The organism is Paenibacillus sp. FSL R5-0527, assembly GCF_038008055.1.
Lineage (GTDB): Bacteria > Bacillota > Bacilli > Paenibacillales > Paenibacillaceae > Fontibacillus > Fontibacillus macerans.
Window position 1 is genome coordinate 5,574,203 of sequence record NZ_JBBOYI010000001.1, and the last position, 21,098, is coordinate 5,595,300.

The window sequence follows — 21,098 nt, forward strand, 5'->3', positions numbered from 1 at the left end:
GCCCGCGCTTTGACCTTCCCAGTTTACCAAAGTGTATTCAATGCTTTGCCGGTCCGTGATGCCTTAAGCTTTACTTCTTGTCATCGTCAACAACTTCATAGTCGGCATCCACGACATTGTCGCGGGTTGAACCGCCGGCCGCAGCGCCTTCTGCCCCACCTTCGGCGCCGGCTGCCCCGGCGGCTTGCTGAGCCTGCTCGTAAAGCTTGACGGAGAGCTGCTGCACGATCTCGGTCAGTTTTTCCGAAGCGGATTTGATTTGCTCCAGATTGTCGCTTTCGACCGCTTTCTTGAGCTCATCTTTCGCCGCGTTCGCTTTTTCCGTTTCGGCGGCGTCCACTTTATCGCCCAGTTCCTTCAGCGTTTTGTCGACGCTGTAAATGAGCTGATCGGCGTTGTTCTTCGCTTCGACCAGTTCCTTGCGTTTTTTGTCTTCTTCGGCGTGAAGCTCGGCGTCCTTCATCATGCGGTCGATTTCTTCGTCGCTGAGGCCGCTTGAAGATGTGATCGTGATTTTTTGGCTCTTGCCGGTGCCTTTGTCCGTCGCCGATACGTTAACGATCCCGTTGGCGTCGATATCGAAGGTAACTTCGATTTGCGGCACGCCGCGAGGCGCGAGCGGAATATCGCCGAGGATAAAGCGGCCGAGCGTTTTGTTGCCTGCGGCCATCTCGCGTTCCCCTTGCAGCACGTGGATTTCCACGCTAGGCTGATTGTCCGCGTAAGTGGAGAAAACTTGCGATTTGCTCGTCGGGATCGTCGTGTTGCGTTCGATCATTTTCGTAAACACGCCGCCCGCCGTTTCGATCCCTAGCGAAAGCGGAGTTACGTCGAGCAATACGACGTCCTTGACGTCGCCGGTCAACACGCCCGCTTGCACGGCTGCGCCCAGGGCAACGACTTCGTCCGGGTTGACGCCTTTGTGCGGCTCTTTGCCGGTCAGCTTCTTGATCGCTTCCTGAACGGCCGGAATCCGCGTAGAGCCGCCGACCAGAACGATTTTATCGATATCGGCCGAAGTCAGGCCGGCATCGCTGAGCGCGCGGCGGGTCGGTCCAAGCGTACGCTCTACGAGGTCCGCCGTCAATTCTTCGAATTTGGCGCGGGTCAGGTTCACTTCCAAGTGCTGCGGCACGCCGTCAACGACCGTAATGAACGGCAGGGAAATCGTTGTCGTCAATACGCCGGACAATTCTTTTTTCGCTTTTTCGGCGGCGTCTTTCAGACGTTGAACGGCCGCCTTGTCCTTGCTGAGGTCAATGCCTTGATCCTTTTTGAACTCTTCCACCAGATAATCGATGATCTTTTGGTCGAAGTCGTCGCCGCCGAGGTGGTTGTCCCCGCTGGTGGCTTTAACTTCGAAGAAGCCGTCGCCCAGCTCCAGAATCGATACGTCGAACGTACCGCCGCCCAAGTCGTAAACCAGGATCGTTTGATCCTCGGCTTTCTCCAGGCCGTAGGCAAGCGCCGCCGCCGTCGGTTCGTTGACGATCCGCAGCACTTCCAGGCCGGCGATTTTCCCGGCATCCTTCGTCGCTTGACGCTGGCTGTCGTTAAAATAAGCCGGAACCGTGATAACCGCCTGGGTTACAGGTTGGCCCAAATAAGCTTCGGCGTCTGATTTCAGCTTCTGCAAAATGATCGCCGAAATCTCCTGCGGCGTAAATTCTTTGCCGTCGATGGCTTCTTTATGGTTCGTCCCCATATGTCTTTTGATGGAGATGATCGTGCGGTCCGGGTTTGTAATCGCCTGGCGTTTTGCCGTTTCCCCGACGATCCGTTCGCCGTCCTTCTTGAAACCGACGACGGAAGGAGTCGTACGTCCGCCTTCCGGGTTCGGAATGACGACGGCTTCACCGCCTTCCATGACCGCAACGCAAGAGTTGGTCGTTCCAAGGTCAATACCGATAACTTTGCTCATTTGCTTATGTCCTCCTTAAATAGGTGCATGTTTTTCTATGTGTATCAGCATGTGGTTCAGCCGCTGACTTTGACCATCGCCGGGCGCAGCACTTTGTCTTTCAACAAATATCCCTTTTGCACGACCTCGACGACGGTGCCTTCCTCGTATTCCTCGGATTCCACCTGCATGATCGCCTGATGGAATTCGGGATTAAACGGTGTACCCTCGGCTTCCATCGCAGTGAGTCCCTCCGCTTTCAGCACGCCCTCGAGCTGGCGGAAAATCATTTCCACGCCTTTCGCATACGAACTGGTATCCGCGCTTTCGCCCGCGGAGCTGATCGCTCTTTCGAAGTTATCGATCACGGGCAGCAGCTCGGTAATCAGCTTGGCGGAAGCGTATTTTCCCAGTTCTTCCTTTTCCTTCAACGTCCGGCGCCGGAAATTATCGAAATCGGCTTGGGCGCGAAGCAGCCGCTGCTGGTATTCCTCGTTCTCCGCCTGCAATTTTGCCAGTTCGCCGCTCAAAGCGGCGCCGCCTTCCGCTGCGGAGCCCGCCGCTTCGTCTTCGTTCACCTGTTCCTGCGGCTCCTGCTGAAGCGCTTCGTCCTGCCTGTTCTCTTCCGTTTCCAGGTTTTGCTCATCTTTAACGTTATCGTTCATCTCTTGTTCTTCCTCTACATTGTGATTGATGTTGTCTTGAATTGGCTGTGATTCCTTCAAGATGTTCACCTCCTTAACATGCAGTCAGGGTCAAAGTTCATGCATGTTAATGCAGCCGGGACAAAAATTTGCTCAAATCCTTCGATAAAATGTCCAAAATTCGCATCACCCGGCCGTATTCCATCCGGGTTGGCCCAAGAATACCGATCGTCCCGACCGTTTCCCCTTCAATTTGATACGTTGCGGTGATCAGGCTGCAGTTGGCGAAAGCTTCGTGGTCGTTTTCCGTGCCGATCCTCACTTGAATGCCCGAGCCGAGGGATGCCGAAGACATCATTTTCGTCAACGTCGGTGTCTCCTCCAGCAGATCCAGGATGCTCTTGACTTTGTCCACATCGCGGAATTCCGGCTGCGTCAGCATGTTGGTAGCCCCGCTCAGGAACAGGCGCTGCCCGTCCGAACCGCTGTCCAGCACTTGATCAAGCACCTTCATCAGCTCTTCAAAATGCTCGATATGCCGCTGCATTTCCTGACCGATTTCGTTATAAAGGGCGGTTTTCAGTTTGTAGATCGGCAGCCCCGCAAGCTTAACGTTAAGCAGGTTGACCACTCTTTCCATCTCCGATACCGATACGCCGGCCGGAATGGACACGGTTTTGTTCTCCACTTGTCCCGTATTCGTGACCAAGATCGCCACCGCCGTGTTCTCGTTCAGCGACAGCAACCCGAAATGGCGCAAAGACGTATGAAAAACTTCCGGCCCCAGCAGGATGGAAGTGTAATTGGTCATATGGGATAAAATCGTGCCGGCATGCTGAATGACCTGTTCCGCCGCATTCAGCTTCTCGGCAAAAAAAGCCTTGAGGGTTTTAAGCTCTTCCGGCGTAATCAGATTAAGCGGAGTCAGGTGATCCACGTAGTAACGGTAGCCTTTAATGGAAGGTATTCGTCCCGCCGACGTATGCGGCTGCTCCAAGAAACCGAGCTCCTCCAAATCCGCCATCTCGTTGCGGATCGTCGCCGGGCTGTACCCGACATCCCCACGTTTGGAAATACTCCGGGACCCCACCGGCTCCGCCGATCGAATATAGTCATCCACAATCGCAGTCAATATCATTCTTTGGCGTTCCGTTAACATGGCAATCCCTCCTGATCCAATTTATCGTCCGTTAGCACTCGTTAGCTTAGAGTGCTAATCGCTAATACAAAAATACCAAACCGACCTGACGATTGTCAAGTCAGTCCAGTATCTTAAGCACGGCTATTTCGTCGCAGCAGTGCTGCTTTGCGCAGTTGACACAGTCCGTCCATACTTTTTCCGGGAAAATTTCTTTATCTACCACCGTAAAACCGTTTTTCACAAAAAATGAAACCTCATAGGTCAAAGCCATCACTTTCGGGATCGCCAGCTTCCGCGCTTGCTCCACCAGCTTCTCCACCAGCATGGAGCCGAGGCCTCGCCCTTTGTACCCTTCGGCGATGCCGAGAGAACGGATTTCCACAAGCTCCTCGCCGAGCTTACACAGCGAGCCGCACCCCACGACCCGCCCATCCACTTCCGCGACGACGAAATCGTTGATCTGACGTTCGAGCACTGCGCGGGAACGCGGCAGCATGATCCCTCTCTTGGCATATTCATCAATCATCGTAAAAAGAGGTTCGACGTCCTCAAGTTTCGCCTGTCTGCATACGGCAACGGCTTGCATTGCTTATCCCCCTCGATCTCCCAAGTCATGTAATATGAATAAATATACATGATTAGGTATAAAACTTCAAGCCATTTCTCGCCGATCCTAAAGGTTGCGCACCAGCCTAAAACAGGCAGCCGCCTCGCTTGATATCAAGCCGGGCGGCTGCCTGTTTTGTTCATTCTGCGATTGAATAAATTCGGTTATACCGTTAATACGCCGATAAACTCGGCAAACACTTCATTGCCGAACAACACGCCTTGGCGGCTGAGGCGGTAGCCGCCTTGATCCTCGTGCTGCTCCAGGAGTCCGGCCGACAACATTTTTTGCAGCGGCCGGGCAAAAATCCGATCCATTTCGCTAGCCGCGCCAAACTGGGCCCGGAAGTCCTCCTTGCGGATACCGTCCAGCATGCGCAGCCCGACCATCACGAAATCCTCCATCGCCTCCTCGCGGGACACAGCGAACTGTTCCAGCCGGGGCAGGCCTTGGCCGGCCGCTTCCACATACGGGTTCACGCCTTTAATGTTGACGTGCCGCTGTCTTGCTACATATCCGTGCGCGCCCGCGCCCAAACCGTAATAGTCTTCGTTGCGCCAATAAGTGATGTTGTGGCGGCTTTCGTAGCCCGGCTTGGCGAAGTTGCTGATCTCGTACTGCTCGTACCCCGCCTGCGCCATCCGCTCCATCAGCAGCAGATACATTTTTAGCTCATCTTCTTCGCTTGGCAGCGGTAGCTGGTTTCTCTGGTACAGGGTATGGAACAGCGTGTTCTCTTCCACTTTAAGGCTGTAGATCGAGTAGTGGGACAGCCCTAGCTCAAGCGCGCGGGAGACGCTGTAGTCCAGCATTTCCACCGTCTGGTTCGGCAGACCGAACATCAGGTCGATCGACAGATTGTCAAGACCGGCGGCGCGGGCGTTCTCCAAGCTCCGGTACACGTCGTCGGTGTTGTGAATCCGGCCGATCCCGCTCAGCAGCTCGTTCTGGAACGCCTGCACGCCGAAGCTGACCCGGTTGACCCCGCCCGCTTTCATCACGGCCAGTTTTTCACGGTCGGTCGTTCCGGGATTGGCCTCCATCGTAAACTCGATACCGCTCGCCCAGCGCGGGAAATGCTTCCGCACCGATGCCAGGAAAAACTCCATCTCCTGCGGATTCAGCACGGTCGGCGTCCCGCCCCCGACAAAAATCGTCCGGATCTCGCCGGGCGGCGTTTGGCTTACGGTCAGCTCCATCTCGCGGTCCAGCGCCTTCAGATAGTCCATCACCGGCTGATCCTTCAGCACGTAGGAGTTAAAGTCGCAATAAAAGCATTTATTGGTGCAAAACGGAATGTGTATATAAACGGCCTGGGGTGCCCGCTTTTTTTCGCTGTTAGACGCGGCGCTTTCCGCCGCCGGCTGGCCGCTTGACATAACGCCGCCCGCCGTCTGCTCAAGGTTCGGCATTCCCGGTCCCTGCCGCTTCGTCTGTTGGTCCATGGTCATGCCTCCTAAACTTTTATTTATTTCATATTATATAATAGTAGAAACATTTAAAACCGGAAATCGATTCGCCGCTGTCCGTTACTTCAGCCCTCAAGAAATAAGGGCAAAAATGCGCGTAATTCCGGCCGGCGATATCCGTTCGTTTGATAAAAATAAAGTAAACCTGTAAAACCAGGCTGGCTGAGCTGCCTGAGCAACTTTAGCGGCGAAAAATAAGGACATAAAGTGTCTTTATTTCGGATCGTTATGGGATCGTTCCGGCAGCCGTTTTGTCAAGCACCGATTTTTCTTGATCGAGCCATAACTTACCGCTAATTTCCCGCCCGGGGCGGCCATTCCCACGCCTGCGCCCGCAGCGCTTATTTGAAAGAGGAAAGCCCCGCGGCTTTCCTCCCACCATAATCCATCGCTTTTAACTTGCTACGCCGCCTCGACGCTCGCAAGCTCATCCGCTTGCCGCCGGTTTCCGGGGCATTCACAACTTTCACAACTTTCACGACTTTCAATCGCTTCCCGCTTAATTGTCGTCGATCTTCAGCACCGCCATAAACGCTTCCTGCGGCACCTCGACGCTGCCGACCTGCTTCATCCGCTTTTTGCCTTCCTTTTGCTTTTCCAGCAGCTTGCGCTTCCGCGAAATATCGCCGCCGTAGCATTTGGCGAGGACATTTTTGCGCATCGCCTTGACCGTTTCGCGTGCGACGATCTTCGTCCCGATCGAAGCCTGGATCGGCACCTCGAACATTTGCCGCGGAATCAGCTCGCGCAGCTTCTCGCAAATGATCCGGCCGCGATGGTAAGCGCGGTCGCGGTGCACGATGAAGGACAACGCGTCCACCTGCTCGCCGTTCAGCAGAATGTCCATCTTTACCAAATTGGACTGGCGGTATCCCGACAGCTCGTAGTCGAACGAAGCGTATCCTTTCGTGCCCGATTTCAACTGGTCGAAGAAGTCGTAAACGATCTCCGACAGCGGGATCTGGTAAGTAATCGTCACGCGCGTCGTATCCAAATACTCCATGTTCACGAATTCGCCGCGCTTGTTTTGGCACAGCTCCATCACCGTTCCGACGTAATCGTTCGGCACGATGATCGCCGCCTTGACGAAAGGCTCCTCCACGTGGTCGATTTTGCCGACTTCCGGATAATTGGACGGATTGTCGATCGAAATCGTCTCGCCGTTCGTCAGCGTCACTTTGTAAATAACGCTTGGCGCGGTCGTAATCAGCGGGATGTTGAACTCCCGCTCGATCCGCTCCTGGATGACGTCCATGTGCAGCAGGCCGAGGAATCCGCAGCGGAATCCGAAGCCTAGCGCGCTGGACGTTTCCGGCTCGAAGCTGAGCGAAGCGTCGTTGAGCTGCAGCTTCTCCAGGGCTTCGCGCAGATCGTTGTAATCCGACGTTTCGATCGGATACAGACCGCAGAAGACCATCGGGTTGATTTTGCGGTAACCCGGCAGCGGTTCGGGCGTCGGATTCTTCGCGTCCGTCACCGTATCGCCGACCCGGGTGTCGCCGACCGTCTTGATGCCGGCCACAATAAAGCCGACGTCGCCGACGTTCAGCTCGTCCACGATCGTCATCCGCGGCTTGAACGCGCCGACCTCGATGACCTCGAACGTTTTGTCCGTGGCCATCATTTTGATTTTCGAGCCGGCTTTGATATGGCCGTCAATGACGCGTACATATACGATAACGCCTTTGTACGGATCGTAATGCGAATCGAAAATGAGCGCTTTAAGCGGACGGTCCGGATCGCCCGACGGCGCCGGCACCTTCTGCACGACCTGTTCCAGGATCTCCTTGATCCCGATCCCCGCTTTGGCCGAAGCCAGCACGGCCTCGCTGGCGTCGAGCCCGATGACGTCCTCGACCTCCTGCTTCACCCGGTCCGGATCGGCGCTGGGCAGATCGATTTTATTGATGACAGGCAAAATCTCCAGGTTGTTGTCCAGCGCCAGATAAACGTTGGCCAGCGTCTGGGCTTCGATCCCCTGGGCGGCGTCCACGACGAGCAATGCCCCTTCGCAGGCCGCCAGGCTGCGGGAAACCTCGTACGTGAAGTCGACGTGTCCCGGCGTGTCGATCAGGTTCAGCAAATATTCCTCGCCGTCATCCGCACGGTAAGCCAAGCGCACCGCCTGCAGCTTGATCGTAATCCCGCGTTCACGCTCCAGATCCATCTGGTCGAGCACCTGCTCCTGCATTTCCCTGGAAGACAGCGCCCCGGTATATTCCAAAATCCGGTCGGCCAGCGTCGATTTGCCATGGTCTATATGTGCAATGATGCAGAAATTGCGAATTTTTTGTTGTCTTGCTCTGATATCAGTCATCCTTACCCCCACCACAAATCGTTGAAGTCCAATCAATTTATTATATCAGTTGCAGGGGCTGGCATCAATCGGTACGGGCGCGCATTCTCGTTATTATCTACAGCTTCAGCATCTCCTGCAGGACGCGGTCGCCCAAATAAGGCAAATATTCATGGCCGTATTCATGATAAACGACCAACTCCATTCGCGGAAACGATCTTGTTATAGGCCGCAAACTGCGTGTAAGGCGGACAAATCGAATCGGCCAAGCCCGTCACGAAGATGACCTTCGCCGAGATACGGTCGGCCAGATTCTGAATGTCGATATATCCCAGTTTGTTGAAGAACGCTTCCTGTGTCTCGTGCAGCGGGTCCAATTCGCCGTTGCGGTTAAACGGCAGGAATGGATTTTCCAGGCGCACGAACGATTGGAAATCCCGCGTTTTGGCCACACCGATCGACGCGCCGTAAAAATCCGTACACCAGATGATATAATAGGTATCTCCCACCTTCACCAGCCGCGGATCATAGGCATATCGCGGCTGAAACGGCTTGCCGTCCTCATCCGTGAAAGGAATGCGCTCCTCGTCGATCTTCCAGCCGTAGCCGTCCTCGCTCCAACCCAGGTGCAGATGCGGGCGGCCATTGATCGTTTCGGCACGGAAGACGCCGACGAAGCGGCCTTCGTACGGGACTACGGCGCTGTTGAAAATACGGGCGATGCCTTTGGCCGGATTTCTATCGATAACCGGATTCCCGCTATGTCTCCACACCGGCCCGGCCGCATCAGCCGGTTTCTCCTGCCACGGGATGTTCGGCAAGGTTTCTCCGATAATTTTTACTGTACTCATAAGATTGCTCCTTTCATTCCACTTGATTTAGGTTAATTTATTTGACCGAGCCTTGCGCAAAGCCGTTGTAGATGAATTTTTGCAGGGAGATAAAGGCGATCAGGATCGGCACGATCGTGATCATGATTCCCGCGCAGATGACTTCCCACTGCGAGCCGTAAGGTCCTTTGAACTTGAACAGCGCGGTCGATATCACCTGCAGATCCTCGCTGGGCATATACAGGAACGGCGTATAAAAATCGTTGTAAATGTTGACGCCTTAAACGATAATCACCGTAACGATGGCCGGTGCAAGCAAAGGTAAAATGATTTTCCAAAAATCGTGAAATACGACGCCCCGTCCAGCATGGCCGATTCATCCAGCGATTCGGAAATCGAGTCGAGAAACTGCATGAAAATAGAGCAAGAAGTATATCGAAACGGTGCAAAACATGGATTTGCCCAAGCTGCTTCTCGATTTTTACGACGAACACGCCGCAATCGATTCGATCGTCACGGACAATTTTTACGGAGCCTATGAAATCACCAACTATTTGATTCAATGCGGTCACCGCGATATCGCTTACGTGGGCAACATTTATTCCACCAGCAGCATCCAGGACCGTTATCTCGGTTATTACAAATCGCTGCTCGAGCACGGCATGGTTTTTGAAGACCGGCTGCTGCTGAACGACCGCGACGAGCATGGCAGATACATCGATATCGTGTTTCCGGAAAAAATGCCCACAGCCTTCGTCTGCAACTGCGACCAGGTCGCTTACATTCTATGCGAGCGCTTGAATGCCATGGGTTACCGCGTGCCGGACGACTGCTCCGTGGTCGGTTTCGACAACGATCTGTACGCTACGCTCTCCACCCCGCAGTTGACGACGGTCGAAGTAGACATCGAGCAAATGGCCCGCACGGCCGTCAAAACGATCATGGATAAAGTGGCCAACCCTAGCCGGCATATCGGCCGCGTGCTGGTGCACGGCAAAATCATTTACCGGGATTCTGTAAAAACAATCAATAAATAGCTCTTCTGACGAACATCAAAAACCGCCGCTATCGGCGGTTTTTTTGCGTTTGATAGTTTGTTCAGGCTAACAAACCACAAAATTAAAGTGTTGAATTCTCCTGATCTTTAGATATATAGTAATGTCATAATCATAATTTGTTATCAAAATTAATATAACAAATGATAACAGAATTCAGAAATTTAAACTGGCGAGGTGAGCTCTTGCATGAATTCGTTAGCGCCTTATGTGGCCGGAATGACCTGGGGATTTATGAAAAATGCGGAGAACGCGACTGGGTGCGCGGCTTCATGCTGCGGGATTGGCCGGCGCAGCTTTACGGCCGCGAGCAAGCCGCTGCCGATGACGGCTACTGCATTTACGGCAAACGCGCCGAAGCTGTCGTCGCCGAAGCATACGCCGCCAAACTATTTTTACCATAAGCGATAAGGAGGCACATTCCCCATGGACAAACTCGATTGGTTACAACAACTGCGGCAAGAGCTGCAGGACAACATTTTGCCGTTTTGGATCAACCATACGGTCGATACCGAGCGCGGCGGGTTCATCGGCTTTATCGATCAAGAATTGAAACCCGAGCGCCAAGCCGACAAAGGACTGGTGCTGAATGCCCGGATTTTGTGGACCTTTGCTTCCGCCCACCGTCTCTTCCCTTCCGAAGAATATCTGGAGACGGCGCAGCGCGCCTACGATTATCTGCTGGAGCATTTCCTGGACCGCGAGCATGGCGGCTTGTACTGGATGGTCGATTGCGAGGGGCGTCCGGCCCAGGATAAAAAGCAGGTTTACGGTCAAGCGTTCGTCATTTACGCCTTGGCCGAATATGCCCTCGCCACTTCGAACCGGGAGGCGCTGGATTTGGCGGCGGATATCTACCGCCTGCTTGAGAAGCACAGCTATGACCCTGTGCATAAAGGATATATCGAGGCTTTGTCCCGCGACTGGAAGCAAACCGGCGACTTCAGCCTCAGCAACAAGGACCTGAACGAAAAGAAATCGATGAACACCCATCTGCACGTGCTGGAGGCGTACACCAACCTGTACCGGGTATGGAAATCCCCCGAGCTGCGGCACAGCCTGTCCGAGCTGATCGAGGTGACGCTGGATCATATCATCGACCCGCAAAAGGCTCATTTTTGGCTGTTTTTTGATGAGGAATGGCAGGTCAAGAGCCGCCATATCTCCTACGGGCATGACATCGAAGGCAGCTGGCTGCTCGTCGAAGCCGCCGAGGCGCTCGGCGATCCCGCCCTGCTGCAGCGTGTAAAAGAAACGGCTGCGGCGATGGCGGAAGCGGTTTACAACGAAGGCGTGGACAAAGACGGGGGCCTTTGGAACGAGGCCGGCCCAAGCGGACTGACCGATACGAACAAGGATTGGTGGCCCCAGGCGGAAGCGATGGTCGGCTTCTATAACGCCTATCAGTTGACCGGCGATGAGCGATACCGGACCGCCGCGGCAAATTCCTGGAAGTTCATCCAAACGTACCTGATCGACCGGGAACATGGCGAATGGTTCTGGGGCGTGGATCAGAGCGGCGCCCCCCTGCCGGGAGAGCCGAAGGTCAGCCCGTGGAAATGCCCGTACCATAACAGCCGGGCTTGTCTGGAAATGCTGGGACGTTTGCAGGGATAGAACTTTTAATTTCAATGATACGGAGGAAAAAAGAATGAATCTGTTTGAGGAAAGAAAGCAGCAATTGATGGAGCGTTACGGGCAATTAATCAACCGCCGCAACGAAAAGCTCCCTTATGGCAACGGAATCTACGACCGCTACCGTTATCCGGTTTTGACGGCGGAACACGCGCCGCTGATCTGGAAATACGATTTCAATCCGGAGACAAATCCGTATTTCATGGAACGTCTTGGCGTAAACGGCGTATTCAACCCGGGGGCGATCGAGCTAAACGGCAAATTTTATCTCGTCGCCCGGGTCGAAGGCGTAGACCGCAAATCGTTCTTCGCTGTGGCGGAAAGCGATAACGGCGTGGACGGCTTCCGCTTTTGGGATCACCCGATCGTGATGCCGGAAACCGAAGATCCGGACGTAAACGTGTACGACATGCGGCTCGTGCGCCACGAAGACGGCTGGATTTACGGCCTGTTCTGCACGGAACGGAAAGATTCGGACGCTCCGCGCGGCGACCTGTCGAGCGCCGTGGCCCAATGCGGCATCGCCCGCACCAAGGATCTAGTCGCCTGGGAGCGCCTGGCCGATCTGAAGACGAAATCCCCGCAGCAGCGCAACGTCGTGCTGCACCCGGAATTCGTGAACGGCAAATACGCGTTCTACACCCGGCCGCAGGACGGCTTTATCGACGCTGGGTCCGGCGGCGGCATCGGCTGGGGGCTGTCGGATTCGATCGAAAACGCGGTGATCGAGGAGGAGATCATCGTTGACGACCGGAAATACCATACGATTAAAGAGGTCAAAAACGGCCAGGGTCCGGCCCCGATCAAAACGGACAAAGGCTGGCTGCACATCGCCCACGGCGTGCGGGGGACGGCGGCGGGACTGCGGTACGTGCTGTACGCCTTCCTGTCGGACCTTAAGGAGCCGCAGCGCGTAACGCATCGTCCCGGCGGCCATCTGATCGCCCCGGAAGGCGAAGAGCGGGTCGGCGACGTGTCGAACGTCGTGTTCTGCAACGGCGTGATCGCCCGCGATAACGGAGATGTGTTCATTTACTACGCTTCCTCCGACACGCGTATCCATGTCGCCGCCTCAACCGTTGACCGGCTGCTCGACTATGCGATGAACACGCCGGAGGACCCGCTTCGCTCCTACGCTTGCGTTCAACAAAGACTGGGCCTGGTCGAGCGCAACGAACGGTTTTTGGCCGAACAATAAATAGGTAAATAAAAAGCGCGAACTGCAAAGGCAATCCCTTTGCGGCTCGCGCTTTTTCTGCGGTTGGCGGTCAATTCCGCGCGGTTCCGGCCTCTCCTGTCGGTTCGGAGGTGGAATTCCGGTAGACCATCTCTACCGAAATCATGATTTTCTCCTGCGGCCCGCCCGGATTGGCCAGCCTGTCCAACAGCTTCTTCACCGCGCGCTGGCCCAGTTCCTCCTTCGGGACGTTCACCGTCGTAATCGACGGTGCATGGCGCGCCGCGTCATCGATGTTGTCGAACCCGGTCACGGCGATATCCCCGGGGACCGATAACCCCAGCTCGTCCAGGGCCGAGCACACGTTCACGGCGATCGCGTCGTTCGCGCACACCAGCGCCGTCGGCAGGGAACGCGTTTTTTTCCGGCGCTGAAGCCAGGCGGCCACATCGCCATGGAACGCCCCGGTCTCCACGCCTTCCAGCTTCAGCATCGGATCGTCAGCCGCCTGCGGGGTCAAACCGTTCTCCTCCAAAGCGCTGCGAAAGCCGAGCCAGCGATCGCGGAAGCTTCGCGAAAATGCGGAGCTCCCCACAAAATGCAACTGGCGATGTCCCAAACCGATCAAATGATTGGTTAGCCTCGCCATGCCGTCCAGGTTGTTGGCAAAAACCGTATCGCTCGGAATCAGCGGATCTTCATGATCGACCAGCACCATCGGCAGTCCGCTCCGGTGTACCTCAAGCAGCAGCGAGGTCGCGATCTGGCCGACGCCCACCATGCCGAGAATGCCCTCCGGGTTCAGGATGCTCATGAAGTTCTCCCCCCGCGGCTCCGAAACGATAATCATCCCGAGTCCTTGCTGCTCAAGCTCGCGGGATATCCCCTCCAGCAATCTTCCCCAATAAAGCGACTCCTTGTTTTGAAACCGGATATTGGGCATCAGCACCAGCACCGACTGCTTGCCGGCGGATGGGGAGAGCGGCGCCCCGGCGGGAACGATGTTTTTAACGTATCCATTCTTTTGATTAAAATAGCCGAGCCGGGAAGCGGCCTGAATGACCCGCTCCTTGGTGGACTCGCTGACTCCGCCTTTACCGGATAACGCCTTGGAAACGACGAACTTTGAGACACCCAAATGATCGGCGATTTGCTGCATCGTAACTTTTTTCAAGCGGGTTCCTACCTCCGAATAGTCTTACTAACGGTTCAAATAACAATCTAACAATAGTATAACAAAGCCGGCACCTGTTATAAACCGTAAATCCGTAAGTTTCCCCGGAGAGCGGGACTCATCATTTCGTTTGATCGAATAAAGAGGCGACCCAATGGATGCTCTTTTGCGATGCCTGCTGCAGCAAATGCGCCGCTTTGTCGGCGAAGCGGTCCACAGGCGGCGGGGGCTGGGGCGGCAGCAGCAGGTCGGCGGGCGTCTGCACGGCGGAATTCCCCCCGGATGGACCGGTCTGGGCCCCGTTCCCCGAAGAGAAGCCCTGCGAGGGGAGCGGACCGCCGCTGTTGCCTCCCGTTTCATACCCGCCGTTTACACCGTTGTAATAGTAGTTATACCCTCCGTAGCCGTAACCCGGGCCGGGAGCGGAGTTCCCCCCTTGCCAGCCGGACCCGCCCTGGGCGGAATTCGCGGGCCAAGCCGAAGAAGCGTATCCGCTCCCAGCGCTCCCGTAACCCTGCGGAAATTGTCCGGTTGCGCCGGCTTCGCCGCCGGAATACCCCGGCCCATAAACGGTTGCGGTCCCGCTATCCGCCAGCTGCATCCCCAGCGTCACGCCCGCCGCAAGCAGAATGCCGTACAGCAATATTTTTCGCGTCGTTTTGGCCATGATCTCCCCGTCCTCCCGAATCCGGTCTACGATTTCTTGCTTGTCTGCGCCGCTTCGCCCGTCTCTTGCTTCCCGCCGCCTTTCGTCAAGGATCCGGCTTTTTCCGCCTCCTGGCTTTCCCAGTACAAATCGGCAAGGATGCCGGCGAGCACTTTGGCGGTCCGATCCAGCTCCTCCTGAGTGTTGTCGATCCCGCCGATTTCGATCAGCACGCTGTTCGGCGATAAGGATTGGTTGTATTCCCCGTTGCCCTGCGACGACGTTTTGCCCCAAATGCCGCGCGAGATGCCGGGATACGACTTCTCCATGCGCTCGTGGATGGAGCTGGCGAAGGCTTCGTTCAAACGCCAATTCTCGTTGCCGTGCCCGATGATAAAATACACCTGCGCGTAGGACTGTCCGCCGATCGTTGTCGTCGTTTTGTCGTGGCGCTGCGAGTCGCGGTGAATGTCGATAAAGTACTTCAGCTGCCCGTTTTCGGCCATTGCCGTTTTTACGGTCTCCCGCGAATATTTATATGAATAGTTGTAGTTGTAATTGCTAACTTTGTCCGCATAATTTTCGTACGAATGCAGCGTGGCAATGCCTTTCTTCTCGAGCTCCTTGGCCAGCGCGTCGCCGACCAGGCTGACGTTTTTCATCTTTTCCGCCGAGCTGGGGTTGTCGACATTCGTCCCCAGGACCGGATTATACGATTCTTGCGGATGAGAATGGTAGATCATAACGATGTTTTTGTTGCCGGGTTTGAGCGATGGCTCCTCCGCGTCCGCGCCCTGCTCCGGTTTCTGAGCGTCCGAGGCGCCGCCATTCTCCGGCGTGCCGCCCTCGCCCTCCCCGCCCGGGTTCGTCCCATCCTGGCCATCCTCGTCCGGCTCCGGATGATCCGGGGCGCTCCCGTGGGCCCCGTTTCCGGGCCGGTAATCTTCGGGCGCCTGCGCCAGCCCGTTGCCCGAGCCGGTTCGCAGCAAAATCGGACTGTCCGCGCCAAGCCCCGGCACCTCACGGGCAACCAGGCTTTTCGGATCGGACGGGTTGACGTCGGTCAACAGTTGGAACACGAAATTCGTCATGTGTTTTCCCGAAATCGCGGGCGTTTCGTTGGTTGGAGCCGCATGCGGAAGCTCCATCCCGACCATCTCCATAAAGAAACCGCTGGACAGGGAAGCCGCCAGCCCCTTCATCGAAGAAACCGGCGAGGTGTTAAGCTGTTTCTCGGCAATCCCGAACACGCCCAGCAGGATAAAAAATACGACCGACATGACCGTCAGCAGCAAAAAGGTCCTACCCATCGCCAATACGTACAGCAGGTTCCGTCTTAATTTCGCAATGTTCAAAGCTCTGAATTTCATTTCGCATGTCCTCCTCCAGCCGCTTTCAATCTTCATATCCCAAATCTATGAACCTAGCTGCTAGGGTAGAACCTCAAATTCTCCCAAAAAAAAGAAATCCGCTAGATTTGGCTAGCGGATCTTTTTCAGCGGTTGACGAAAACCGTGTTCAATATTTGCGTTTCGGGCCGGCTGCCCGGAATTAATGGGTATAGGACGCGACGTTTTCCGGCGTAACGGCTTCATGCAGGGAGATGTTCAGCCCGCTTGCGATCACGTTCGCGACATCCTCGATAAATTCGTCGATCTCCTTCGGTGTAACGATCAAGTCATGGCCGAGCGGGTCCAGCACCTCTTTGACGAGCCCCAATCTTTCGTTTTCGCTGAGCTCGGTAAGCAAGCCCATGATCTGCTTCGTTTGCGCCTGCTTGCCTTCGCCGGCTTCCTGATTGAAATGCGACTTCATCAAATCAAATACGTTGTTCACGATCGTCGAAGCGTAACAGACCGTCGGCACGCCGATCGCGATGCACGGGATGCCCAGGATCTCCTGCGTCAGCCCCCTTCTTTTATTGCCGATGCCGGAACCGGGGTGAATGCCGATATCGGCGATTTGAATCGTCGTATTCACCCGCTCGAGCGAACGGGAGGCCAGCGCGTCGATCGCGATGATCAGATCGGGCCGGGTCCGGTCCACGATGCCCTGTACCACTTCGCTCGATTCGATGCCGGTAACCCCCAGCACCCCGGGGGCTACGGCGCTGACCTGGCGGTACCCCGGAGCCACCTGATCCGGCGCAAGCTCAAAGTAATGGCGGGTCACCAGCACGTTCTCCACGACCAAAGGGCCCAAGGCGTCGGGCGTCACATTCCAGTTCCCGAGACCGACGACCAGCGTTTTGGCATGGCTGCCGACTCCGATTTTATTTAAAAATGCGGTGAATTCTTTGGCAAAAGCGGCGGCAACCTTCTCCTGCAGTTCGGTGTCCTGATTGCGGAGTCCCGGAACCTCGATCGTAATGTAATGGCCCTTGACCTTGCCGATTTGCCGCGAAGCGGCGTCATCGGTGACGTCGAGCCGGGTGATTTTAATGCCGTCCTGCTCGGTTACCTCCTCGTTTAAGCCCTGCACCGGCCCGCCGTGAGCCGTCTCCGCCATCTCCTTCGCTTCAACGGCCAAATCGGTTCGCACGGAATATTTCCGTAAATCCAGATTCATCCCATAAGACCTCCATTTCCTCTAGTTGCCTTTATTGTGCGGGAGAGGCAAAGTGATTATTCATCCGTTCATCGTTCCCCGCCCAACTATTGCCCGTCTGTCCATGGGGAGAAGCATGATTTTATTGCTTTTTGCGGTGCTGCGTGATAAAATGTTTTAAGTTGTGAATCATCTGGGATGATATATGCTTTACAGGAGGTGAATGCAATGCCTAACATTAAATCCGCAATCAAACGTGTAAAAACTAGCGAAAAGCGCCGCGCTCTTAACGCTTCGCAAAAATCCGCCCTGCGTACGGCCGTTAAAGCCGCCGACAGCGCTCTGGCGGCTAACGAAGTTGAAGCAGCCAAAGCTGCTTTCGCCGCTGCTACCAAAAAATTGGACAAAGCCGTAACGAAAGGCTTGATCCACAAAAACGCAGCAGCCCGCAAGAAATCCCGCTTGGCCAAAAAATTGAACGCCCTTGCGTCCCAACAAGCGTAAGCGCGTTAATTATAAGAGCATCAAACAACTAAGCCCAAAAAGACCTGAACGATTTTCGTTCAGGTCTTTTTGGTTGATTCCGGGAGCCCCGGTCCGGGCGGCCGGAAACAGCGCGTACGTGCAGGTCAAGCCCCCAATTTAAGCAAAAACAGCTCCAAACCGAGCACCTTGTCGACGCCGCCGCTTTTCATCCGGTAATCCAGTTCGGCGAGCTCGGATAAAATATCCCGCAGCCGCCCGGCTTCGAACTTCCGCGCCTGCTCGCCGGCCAGCTTCACGACATAGGGGTGCAGGCCAAGCTGCGAGGCGATTTGCTGCTGCGAGTAGCTTTGCCGGCCCAGCTCCTTCACCTGCATCATAATCCGGAACTGGCGGGCGATCAGCGCCGCGATCTTGATCGGTTCCTCGCGCTGCTTGAGCAGCTCGTAGAAAATGCCGAGCGCCTTCTCCAGCCGCAGCGCGGCGATATGCTCGACCATCGCGAACACGTTCTGCTCCGTGCTGCGGGCCACAAGCTGCTCGACGGCGGCCGTGTCGATCGTGCCCCCGGCTCCGGCGTACAGGCACAGCTTGTCCGCCTCCGCCGCCAGCGCGGCCATGTGCACGCCGCCGGCCGCGATCAGCGCCTCCGCGGCTTCCTTGCCGATCCGGCAGCCGCGCTTCTCCACCTCGTGCACCACCCACTGCACCAGCTCGCCCCCACCGAGCGGCATAAACGACAAGGCCGTCCCGGAAGCCTTCATCGCCTTCACGATTTTTTTGCGTTCGTCCAGCTTCTCGGCGTAAACGACAAACACGATGACGCTGTGCTCCGCCGGATTGCCGATATACGTCTGCAGCGCCTCCGCTTTATGCTCGATTTTGCCGCCCTCTTTACCGGACGTAAACAATCCGGCATCGCGGACGACGATCAGCTTGCGCTCGACGAGAAAAGGCAGCGTCTCGGCCTCCTCCACCACCGCTTCAATCGGCGTCTCCGCCAGATCGAACACCGCCATGGCGAAGTCCTTTTGATTCCGGTCGACCAGCTTGTCCTGGAGCAGCCCGACAAACTCCTGAATTTGATACTTCTCCGTGCCGTAGCATAAATATAACGGGGAGATCCGCCCCTGTTTGATCTCTTTTACCGCTGTTTTGGCGTCCAATTCGGCCTCTCCTTCCCAAACGCATTGCCTATCCCCTATGATACTTCGAAACCGGCCATTAGTCCAAATCCGGCGCCAAAAGCAACAGAGAGACCTCTGCCTCGCGGCGAAAGGTCCCTCTGTCCCAGAACATCTATATAAACGCGGGCAGAAAAGCTCTAGAAACTTTCCCGCCTGCGGTCATACGACGATCAGGGTTCCAATCCTTTGTCTCTATATTTATAACCTATTCCATATCTCCTAAAAAGGTGACTGCCTTAAAGCGCTTGCCCCGCCCAATTTAGCAAGTCTTTCTCTGCTGGGCTTAAGGGATTTTACGGCTGATCCGCGGCAGCACCGTTCCCGGCGGTGCCGTTTGTGGAAGCTCCGTTCGCAGGAATGCTGTTCACGGGAGCACCGTTCGCGGAACCTCCTTTTGCGGGAGTGCTGTTCGCGGGAGCTCCGTTCGCGGAACCTCCTTTCGCGGGAGTACTGTCCGCGGCAGCGTCCGCCCCGGATGCCGCCTTGACCGAACGGGTCGTCACGGTTCCGTCTTTTGCGGTCTCATAGGTAAACGTTGTGCTGTCTTCCGACCATTCGCCCTGAACCCATTCCCCGCTGAGCGCATGATCGGAAACAAGCGTTTTTTTCTGTTCGGACTCTTTTTTGTATATATACAGATGTCCTTCCTTCAATTCGGCCTCATAGGCTCCGTCCGGAGAAGTCCAGGCAGTCGGGGCTTTCGGCGCGGCGGCTATCCCCATCATCGACTGATTCGGATCCGCTTCATGGACGATTCCCTGCTGCACAATTCCCGGTTCCAGGGTCGTTCCGGCGCCAGCGTTTGAATCGCCGGAGGCGCCCCGCTGGCCGGCCTGCGCTCCGCCGGCAGCCGGAGCACCGCCATGGTTTAAAGCCCCGATGTCCTGCGCCTCGCTCGGAGCCGTCCCGTCTCCGCCATTGTTTGCCGGGGCGCCGGTCGAAGCGGACGACGCCTCTTCCGCCGGAGTTTCCTTCCCCTTGGCAGGTTCGGCTTTATCCAGAGCGTCCGCCGCCCCTTTCCCGGGATGACTCCCGGTTTCACCGCTATTTGCCGGGGACTTTAAGTCTTCTTCGGCCTGAGCCGCCTGCTCCGGCTCGCTTGCCCCGCCGGCCGAGCCCGCATCCGCCCCTTCCTTGCTTACGAACAGCCGGGCGATATCCTCCGGTTCGTCCGCCGCCCCCGCATCGTCCGCGCTTGGCGATCCATCGCTTGCGCTCTTCAAGGCGATTTCGGCGTTGGGAACCGTTTGCGGCTCATACTGATAAATAAACACGCCTAAGATCAATGCCGCCGCCACGCCCAGCGATCCGTACCGATAAATGCGGGCGCGGCGCGAGGCTGGGCCTTGCTCGCGTTCCTGCTTGCCGCTTCGGCTTGGCGCCGGGGAGCTTTCGGTCATGACCGGCAGAGCGTCCGCTTCGGATACGCTGCCTTCCCGGCGGGCCTGATCGATCGCATCCAATTGCGGAAGGATCGCATCGACCAGACTGTAATTCGGGACGACCTTCGGCAAGTTCTCAAGCTGCGCGGACAGCTTGTTCAGCCATTCGAACTGCTCGGCGCAATCCCGGCAATGGCGAATATGCTCAAACAGAAGAGAGGATTCCTCTTCGTTCAAATCCCGGTCGAGATAACGATTCATCCATTCCACCGCCTCCTGGCAATTCATCCTGTTACACCACCTTTCTGATAATCTCGAAGCAAGTGCTGCAGCTGCTGCCTGGCCCTAAACAGATAGGATTTAACGGTGTTCAGGGGCAGGTTCAAACTATCGGCAATTTCGTTATAGGAAAAGTCCTGCAAATATCTAAGCACAACCACCGACCTGTGATGCTCCGGAAGCTGCTCGATCGCGCTGCGGATATCCTCGGCCATATAGCCGGACATCACCTCCCGCTCGACGCTGTCGTTGCCCTGAAACACCATTTCGTGCTCTTCGATCGAAACCGTCGGTTTGTTCCTTCGAAATTTGTCAATGCAGATGTTCGTCACGATTCGCTGCACCCAAGTTTTAAATTGAGCCTTCTCCTCATATGAACCGATTTTGGTATAAATCCGGATAAGCGCCTCCTGAGCGGCGTCGTGCGCATCCTGCTCGTTATTTAATATATAATAGGCTGTCCGGTACACATGCTGTTCAATCTCTCGCAATAGGGTGATTAGAGCGTCGCGATCGCCCTCTTGTGCGGCTCTGATGAGACCTTGCTCCACCACAAAGGCTCCCCCTTCCTTGCAACTATCCAGACGCTGGCGTCCGACAAAATGTTGCAATGTTGTTACTATTTTAGATAAATATTTATTTGGAA

Annotated in this window: 18 protein-coding genes and 2 pseudogenes; 5 read left to right on the plus strand and 15 right to left on the minus strand. The window is 55.8% G+C overall.

The features are described from left to right. Positions 1–70 precede the first annotated feature (70 nt). The 8 genes and pseudogenes from dnaK to NYE69_RS24825 all read right to left on the minus strand — a co-directional run. Positions 71–1,921, minus strand: coding sequence for a molecular chaperone DnaK (gene dnaK, locus NYE69_RS24785; protein WP_036621256.1), 1,851 nt, complete (start codon positions 1,919–1,921; stop codon positions 71–73). A gap of 56 nt (positions 1,922–1,977) precedes the next feature. Then, positions 1,978–2,565 (minus strand): nucleotide exchange factor GrpE, encoded by a 588-nt coding sequence (gene grpE, locus NYE69_RS24790; protein WP_328272175.1) that lies wholly within the window; start codon positions 2,563–2,565, stop codon positions 1,978–1,980. A gap of 106 nt (positions 2,566–2,671) precedes the next feature. Next, entirely contained in the window at positions 2,672–3,703 is a 1,032-nt protein-coding gene (gene hrcA / locus NYE69_RS24795) for a heat-inducible transcriptional repressor HrcA (RefSeq protein WP_036621253.1), read from the minus strand. Positions 3,704–3,803: 100 nt separating this feature from the next. Next, on the minus strand, positions 3,804–4,271 hold the full coding sequence (locus tag NYE69_RS24800) for an N-acetyltransferase (protein WP_036621250.1): 468 nt from the start codon (positions 4,269–4,271) through the stop codon (positions 3,804–3,806). 185 nt (positions 4,272–4,456) lie between these two features. After that, positions 4,457–5,671: a radical SAM family heme chaperone HemW gene (gene hemW, locus NYE69_RS24805; protein WP_328272176.1), complete on the minus strand. Its 1,215-nt coding sequence runs from the start codon at positions 5,669–5,671 to the stop codon at positions 4,457–4,459. 589 nt (positions 5,672–6,260) lie between these two features. Further along, complete coding sequence (lepA, locus tag NYE69_RS24810; protein ID WP_036621246.1) at positions 6,261–8,078, minus strand: translation elongation factor 4; 1,818 nt, start codon at positions 8,076–8,078, stop codon at positions 6,261–6,263. A gap of 161 nt (positions 8,079–8,239) precedes the next feature. After that, a complete protein-coding gene (locus tag NYE69_RS24820) occupies positions 8,240–8,908 on the minus strand; it encodes a glycoside hydrolase family 130 protein (RefSeq protein ID WP_445744788.1) in 669 nt (222 codons plus the stop codon). 37 nt (positions 8,909–8,945) lie between these two features. Beyond that, positions 8,946–9,307, minus strand: a pseudogene (locus NYE69_RS24825) (ABC transporter permease subunit); the annotation flags it as partial. 2 nt (positions 9,308–9,309) lie between these two features. Between NYE69_RS24825 and NYE69_RS24830 the strand changes: the two are divergent. The 4 genes and pseudogenes from NYE69_RS24830 to NYE69_RS24845 all read left to right on the plus strand — a co-directional run. Further along, positions 9,310–9,924 (plus strand): annotated as a pseudogene (locus NYE69_RS24830) (substrate-binding domain-containing protein); the annotation flags it as partial. Between the two features lie 203 nt (positions 9,925–10,127). Next, positions 10,128–10,346 carry a glycoside hydrolase family 113 gene (locus tag NYE69_RS24835; RefSeq protein ID WP_340928333.1) on the plus strand — a complete coding sequence of 73 codons (219 nt, stop codon included), beginning with the start codon at positions 10,128–10,130 and terminating at the stop codon, positions 10,344–10,346. Positions 10,347–10,368: 22 nt separating this feature from the next. Then, positions 10,369–11,559, plus strand: coding sequence for an AGE family epimerase/isomerase (locus NYE69_RS24840; protein ID WP_340928335.1), 1,191 nt, complete (start codon positions 10,369–10,371; stop codon positions 11,557–11,559). Positions 11,560–11,593: 34 nt separating this feature from the next. Then, positions 11,594–12,775 carry a glycoside hydrolase family 130 protein gene (locus tag NYE69_RS24845; protein ID WP_340928336.1) on the plus strand — a complete coding sequence of 394 codons (1,182 nt, stop codon included), beginning with the start codon at positions 11,594–11,596 and terminating at the stop codon, positions 12,773–12,775. Between the two features lie 70 nt (positions 12,776–12,845). On the opposite strand, the gene NYE69_RS24850 is transcribed toward NYE69_RS24845, so the two are convergent. The 4 genes from NYE69_RS24850 to gpr form a co-directional block, all read right to left on the minus strand. Then, positions 12,846–13,928: a LacI family DNA-binding transcriptional regulator gene (locus NYE69_RS24850; RefSeq protein WP_340928337.1), complete on the minus strand. Its 1,083-nt coding sequence runs from the start codon at positions 13,926–13,928 to the stop codon at positions 12,846–12,848. A 121-nt stretch (positions 13,929–14,049) separates the two neighbouring features. Then, positions 14,050–14,595, minus strand: a complete 546-nt coding sequence (locus tag NYE69_RS24855; protein WP_340928339.1) for a hypothetical protein — start codon at positions 14,593–14,595, stop codon at positions 14,050–14,052. Positions 14,596–14,621: 26 nt separating this feature from the next. Continuing rightward, a complete protein-coding gene (locus tag NYE69_RS24860; RefSeq protein WP_340928341.1) occupies positions 14,622–15,944 on the minus strand; it encodes a stage II sporulation protein P in 1,323 nt (440 codons plus the stop codon). A 181-nt stretch (positions 15,945–16,125) separates the two neighbouring features. Beyond that, positions 16,126–17,142 (minus strand): GPR endopeptidase, encoded by a 1,017-nt coding sequence (gpr, locus tag NYE69_RS24865; protein ID WP_340928342.1) that lies wholly within the window; start codon positions 17,140–17,142, stop codon positions 16,126–16,128. 207 nt (positions 17,143–17,349) lie between these two features. Between gpr and rpsT the strand changes: the two genes are divergently transcribed. Then, positions 17,350–17,625: a 30S ribosomal protein S20 gene (gene rpsT / locus NYE69_RS24870; protein ID WP_340928344.1), complete on the plus strand. Its 276-nt coding sequence runs from the start codon at positions 17,350–17,352 to the stop codon at positions 17,623–17,625. Positions 17,626–17,750: 125 nt separating this feature from the next. On the opposite strand, the gene holA is transcribed toward rpsT, so the two are convergent. The 3 genes from holA to NYE69_RS24885 form a co-directional block, all read right to left on the minus strand. Further along, positions 17,751–18,770, minus strand: coding sequence for a DNA polymerase III subunit delta (gene holA, locus NYE69_RS24875; protein WP_340928347.1), 1,020 nt, complete (start codon positions 18,768–18,770; stop codon positions 17,751–17,753). Positions 18,771–19,084: 314 nt separating this feature from the next. Beyond that, complete coding sequence (locus NYE69_RS24880; protein WP_340928349.1) at positions 19,085–20,461, minus strand: anti-sigma factor family protein; 1,377 nt, start codon at positions 20,459–20,461, stop codon at positions 19,085–19,087. Continuing rightward, entirely contained in the window at positions 20,458–21,006 is a 549-nt protein-coding gene (locus NYE69_RS24885) for an RNA polymerase sigma factor (protein WP_036621220.1), read from the minus strand. The genes NYE69_RS24880 and NYE69_RS24885 overlap by 4 nt, the downstream gene beginning before the upstream one ends. Positions 21,007–21,098 lie beyond the last annotated feature (92 nt).

Coding starts and splice junctions, on each gene's coding strand:
- NYE69_RS24800 (WP_036621250.1), bottom strand. CDS start 4,271: ATGCAAGCCGTTGCCGTATGCAGACAGGCGAAACTTGAGGACGTCGAA.
- NYE69_RS24855 (WP_340928339.1), bottom strand. CDS start 14,595: ATGGCCAAAACGACGCGAAAAATATTGCTGTACGGCATTCTGCTTGCG.
- NYE69_RS24845 (WP_340928336.1), top strand. CDS start 11,594: ATGAATCTGTTTGAGGAAAGAAAGCAGCAATTGATGGAGCGTTACGGG.
- rpsT (WP_340928344.1), top strand. CDS start 17,350: ATGCCTAACATTAAATCCGCAATCAAACGTGTAAAAACTAGCGAAAAG.
- lepA (WP_036621246.1), bottom strand. CDS start 8,078: ATGACTGATATCAGAGCAAGACAACAAAAAATTCGCAATTTCTGCATC.
- NYE69_RS24880 (WP_340928349.1), bottom strand. CDS start 20,461: ATGAATTGCCAGGAGGCGGTGGAATGGATGAATCGTTATCTCGACCGG.
- gpr (WP_340928342.1), bottom strand. CDS start 17,142: ATGAATCTGGATTTACGGAAATATTCCGTGCGAACCGATTTGGCCGTT.
- hrcA (WP_036621253.1), bottom strand. CDS start 3,703: ATGTTAACGGAACGCCAAAGAATGATATTGACTGCGATTGTGGATGAC.
- NYE69_RS24860 (WP_340928341.1), bottom strand. CDS start 15,944: ATGAAATTCAGAGCTTTGAACATTGCGAAATTAAGACGGAACCTGCTG.
- NYE69_RS24840 (WP_340928335.1), top strand. CDS start 10,369: ATGGACAAACTCGATTGGTTACAACAACTGCGGCAAGAGCTGCAGGAC.
- grpE (WP_328272175.1), bottom strand. CDS start 2,565: ATGAACGATAACGTTAAAGATGAGCAAAACCTGGAAACGGAAGAGAAC.
- NYE69_RS24820 (WP_445744788.1), bottom strand. CDS start 8,908: ATGAGTACAGTAAAAATTATCGGAGAAACCTTGCCGAACATCCCGTGG.
- hemW (WP_328272176.1), bottom strand. CDS start 5,671: ATGTCAAGCGGCCAGCCGGCGGCGGAAAGCGCCGCGTCTAACAGCGAA.
- dnaK (WP_036621256.1), bottom strand. CDS start 1,921: ATGAGCAAAGTTATCGGTATTGACCTTGGAACGACCAACTCTTGCGTT.